The organism is Streptomyces azureus (assembly GCF_001270025.1).
Classification (GTDB): Bacteria; Actinomycetota; Actinomycetes; order Streptomycetales; family Streptomycetaceae; genus Streptomyces; species Streptomyces azureus.
Map to the genome: position 1 here is coordinate 1 of NZ_DF968214.1, position 4,717 is coordinate 4,717.

Consider the following 4,717-nt stretch of genomic DNA (forward strand, 5'->3'; position numbering starts at 1 on the left):
CCCCCCACCCCGCTCCCCCTCACGGAAGCAGTCTCGTCCAAGCACCAAACGCAAGGCCCTAGCTGAAGGAGCCGTGCCATGAAAGGCAAGAGAAGACGGAGAACCACCGTGGGACGGGGCGTCCCCGCCCTGACCCTGGGCCTGACCCTGGTCGCGGGACTCGGCGTCACGGCCACGGGAACGGCCGCGGCGGACGCCCCCGCGTACGCCTTCCGCAACCCGAAGCTGTCCGTCGACCGCCGTGTCGACGACCTCCTCGCCCGCCTCACCCTCGACGAGAAGATCTCTCTGCTCCACCAGTACCAGCCCGCGATCCCCCGCCTCGGCATCCAGTCGTTCAAGACCGGCACAGAGGCCCTGCACGGCGTCGCCTGGCTCGGCGAGACCACCGTGTTCCCGCAGGCCGTGGGCCTCGCGTCGACCTGGGACCCGGCGTTGATGAAGCAGGTCGGCGCGGCGGTGGGCGACGAAGCGCGCGGCTTCCAGAAGGAGCGCCCGGCCGGCTGGGGCCTCAACCTGTGGGCACCGGTGGTCAACCCGCTCCGCGACCCGCGCTGGGGCCGCAACGAGGAGGGTTACTCCGAGGACCCGCACCTGACGAGCTCAATGGCGACCGCGTACGGCACCGGCCTCACCGGCGGGGACCCCGACCACCTCAAGACGGCGCCCACGCTCAAGCACTTCCTCGGCAACAACAACGAGGTCGACCGCACCACCACCTCGTCCGACCTGCGCCCACGCGTGCTGAAGGAGTACGAGGAGCCGGCCTTCAGGCCGGCGATCGAGGCGGACGCGGCAACCGGCGTGATGTCGTCTTACAACCTCGTCAACGGCCGCCCGGCGACGGTCAATCCGGCGCTGAACGACGTACGCACCTGGACCTCCCACGACCTCCTGAACGTCACCGACGCCTACGCGCCCAACAACCTGATCGGCAGCGGCAGTCAGAAGTACTACGACACCTTGTCCGAGGGAAACGCGGCCACGCTGAAGGCGGGCATCGACAGCTTCACTACGGACGACACGAACTCCGTAGGGACCACGACCGCCATCAAGTCGGCCGTTTCCAAGGGCCTGTTGAAGGAGTCGGACGTCGACACGGCGGCCGGGCACATCCTGAACATCCGCGTCCGGCTCGGCGAGTTCGACCCGGGCGGCGGAAAGTACGGGTCCATCGACAAGTCCGTCATCAACAGCCCGGCCCATCAGAAGCTCGCGCGGAAGGCGGCAGCCGACGCGGCGGTGCTGCTGAAGAACTCGGGCGCCACCCTGCCCCTGAAGGCCTCCGCGTCCCAGGACGTGGCGGTCGTGGGCCCGCTCGCCGACACCCTCTACACCGACTGGTACTCGGGCACCCTGCCGTACGCCGTGACGCCCAAGGAGGGCATCGCCGCGAAACTCGGCACGTCGGTCGCGAGCAGTGAAGGCGTGGACCGGATCACGCTGAAGAACGCGGAGAGCGGGACGTACGTGACGGCGGGCACGGACGCCGACGGCGAGGCCTTGCAGGAGAGCGCCACCTCGCCCGGTACGGCAGCCACCCAGTTCGACGTGTTCGACTGGGGCGCGGGCATCGTGACGCTGCGGTCGGCCGCGAACGGCAAGTACGTCGGCTACAACTGGTCGGGCTTCGTCAACGACCAAGTGCAGCCCGGCGGTTGGTTCGTGCAGCAGCAGTTCGCGCTGGAGGAGCAGGCCGACGGCACCCACCTGCTGCGGTACGCGGGCTACGAGACCCGGGAGCCCTGGTGGTCCAACCCGGTCTACCTCGGCCCGACCGGCCCCGACGGCACCCTCGGCCTGGTCGCCAAGGCCGAGGCCGCGCGCTACACCAAGGACGTCGTCCGCAGCGGCGCCGAGGAGGCCGTGGCGGCGGTGAAGGGCAAGGACGCGGCGGTCGTGGTGGTCGGGTCCATGCCGGCGATCAACGGCCGCGAGAACGACGACCGTGAGGACATGAGCCTGGCTCCGTCCCAGGAAGCCCTGGTGAAGGCGGTGCGAGCGGCCAACCCGAAGACGGTCGTGGTCGTCGAGAACAGCTACCCGACCACCCTCGGCGCCCTCCAGAAGGAGGTCCCCGCCCTCCTCTGGACCACCCACGCGGGCCAGGAAACCGGCAACGCCCTCGCCGACGTGCTCTTCGGCGACGTGAACCCGGCCGGACGGCTCACCCAGACCTGGTACAAGTCGGAGGCCGACCTCCCCTCCATCCTGGAGTACGACAACATCAAGCACGACCGCACGTACCAGTACTTCAAGGGCGACCCGCTCTACGAGTTCGGTTACGGACTCTCGTACTCCTCCTTCCGTTACGGGAAGTTGAAGCGCTTCGACGGCGGATACGCGGTCGCCGTCACGAATACCGGCAAGCGTGCCGGGGACGAGGTCGTGCAGCTCTACACCCACCAGCGCGTCTCACGCGACAAGCAGCCGTTGAAACAGCTGGAGGCGTTCCAGCGGGTCTCGCTCAAGCCGGGCCAGACGAAAACCGTCAAGCTGAAGCTCACGACGAAGGACCTCGCACACTGGGACGTCACCCGTTCCAAGTGGGTGGTCGAGAGCGGCACGTACGACGTCCTCGTGGGCGCGTCCTCCGAGGACATCCGCTCCCGTACGTCCCTGAAGGTGCGCGGCGAGACGATCCCGGCCCGGGATCTCTCACGGGTGACCCGCGCCGAGAACTTCGACGATTACGAGGGTGTCCGGTTGGTGGACGAGTCGAAGGTCCGGGGAACCTCGGTGGGGGCTTCGGCCGACGGGGCCTGGCTCGAGTTCGCCGATGCCCAACTGGGTTCCGGCGCGGCGAAGTTCACCGCGCGGGTGGCCGGAGCGGCCGGGAAGGTCGAGATACGGCTCGGCTCGCCGACCGGCACGCTCATCGGCACGGCGAAGGCGTCCGGAACGGGGTCGGTGTACACGTACGAGACGGTGAACGCCGCTCTGTCCGCCGCCGCGAAGGGGCGCCAGGACGTGTACCTCGTGCTGAGCGAGGGCCAGAGATTGTCGACGTTCTCGCTGCGCTGACCCGGACGGCGAACCGCCGTCCCGCCACGCGACGCGCGAACCCGCGGCCCAGGGCGCCGAAAGGGCGCCCTGGGCGGCACCTCACCTCAGCACTCGCTCAGCGCCGCCCCTCGACGCCTCTCAGCACTGCCTGCCACCGCGCTCGGCCCACTGCCGACCGGGATGGGGCATCAGGTTGAGCGGGCCGAACTCGTCCATACAGAAGACGACGTGGGGCTCGCCCTCTTCGGGTATGACCTCGCCATCGGCGATCGCGTAGAGGTGTTCGACGCGGGCCTTCTTGGCCGCGTAGTCCGGATCACGAGAGGTTTTCCAGGTCTTCAGGCGTTGAAAGGAGACGCCTTCCTCGCGGAGCAGGATGCGCAGGCCCTCGTGGCTGATGTCGTCGACCACCCCCTCGGCGACCAGGAAGTCGGCCAGCTTGGTCAGGCTCCAGGTCGAGAACGGCAGGTCGTGCTCGGCCGGCTTCGACTTGGCGATCTTCTTGATCTCCCGACGCTCGGGCAGTGTGAACGTCCTGGGCCGGCCGCCGGAGTACTTCGGCTACAAAGACTCGAAGCCGTCGGCGTTGAAGTTGTGGATCACGTCCCGGACCCGGTCAGGGCTGGTGAACGACACCTCGGCGATCCGCGCCACCGGCATGCCCTGCGCGGACAGCAGCACCATCTGCGCACGCCGCCAGGTCACCACCGACCCCATGCCTCTGCGGATAATCCGCAACAGGCGCTGCCCCTCGTCGCCATCGATCTCGCGGACCCGTACTTGTTCTGCCACCCGCACAGCCTGGCAAGACCGCGCCGTCCGGACCAGCGTCCGATCGGCGCGTCACGTCACCTCAGGACGCGATGGCAAACTCCATGGTCGCTCGCGCGAGGTCGGTGAGGAACTGAGCACGGTCGAAGCCCTCGTTTTCGACCGTGCCCGGCGGAGGCGTATTCATGAAGCTGGAGTGACCGGCCCCCGGCACGACGCGAAGGTCGACCTGGGCAGACGCGCTCGTCAAGCGGACGGCCTGCTCGACGGGCGTGACGGTGTCCATCTCCCCCGCATAGACGAGCATCGGCGCTGTCACCGCGTCCAAGGCACCCGGAGCGGCAAACCAGCCGACCGCGGGCGCGTACAAGACGAGACGGCCGACACGTGGCTCGCGTGGGACATCCAGCGGTCTGCCGTCCCGCCCCCAGGGCGTCGCACCGGCGAGACAGAGGCCAGCCCATCCACCGATCGAGTGGCCGACCACCACAACAGCCGCATCCGGAGACGCCCACCGGTGGAGCGCCTCGACCAGCCCGACCGGGCGTGCAAGCAGCTCAGCGGTGGTCGCCTCCCGCGCGACAAAACGCTCGAAGCAAGGCGCAATGACCTGACAGTCATGGGCTGTCAGGTGCTCCAGGAGAGGCCGGTAACGCTCCGGATCGCCGCCTGCTCCAGCAGCGAAGAGCACGACACGTTCATGGTTCGTGGGACCAAGCGTCAGTGCTTGCATCTCGCTCCTTCACCACAGCGCCGCTCCCCGAAGACGGCCCGCGGGTCACTCCATGCTCTGTTATGGCCTCAGATTAGCGCGCAGCGGATCGCGGCACCCGAACGGCGCGTCGCGTCAGCAGGGGCAAAGGTTCTCTGACACGGCACTAGTAGTGCTTGGTCAGGTCGGTGTGCGGGTGGGTATGTCGCGGTGGCAGGTGGGGCAGGC

The 4,717-nt window shown here is 68.4% G+C and carries 2 protein-coding genes and 1 pseudogene; 1 reads left to right on the forward strand and 2 read right to left on the reverse strand.

Going from position 1 to position 4,717, the window contains the following annotated elements:
• Positions 1–108: 108 nt before the first annotated feature.
• Positions 109–3,024, forward strand: coding sequence for a glycoside hydrolase family 3 protein (locus AOQ53_RS05415; protein ID WP_236711602.1), 2,916 nt, complete (start codon positions 109–111; stop codon positions 3,022–3,024).
• Positions 3,025–3,153: 129 nt separating this feature from the next.
• Here the strand turns inward: AOQ53_RS05415 and AOQ53_RS47625 are convergent.
• Positions 3,154–3,798, reverse strand: a pseudogene (locus AOQ53_RS47625) (helix-turn-helix domain-containing protein); the annotation flags it as partial.
• A gap of 61 nt (positions 3,799–3,859) precedes the next feature.
• Positions 3,860–4,510, reverse strand: a complete 651-nt coding sequence (locus AOQ53_RS05425) for an alpha/beta hydrolase family protein (protein ID WP_148640291.1) — start codon at positions 4,508–4,510, stop codon at positions 3,860–3,862.
• Positions 4,511–4,717 lie beyond the last annotated feature (207 nt).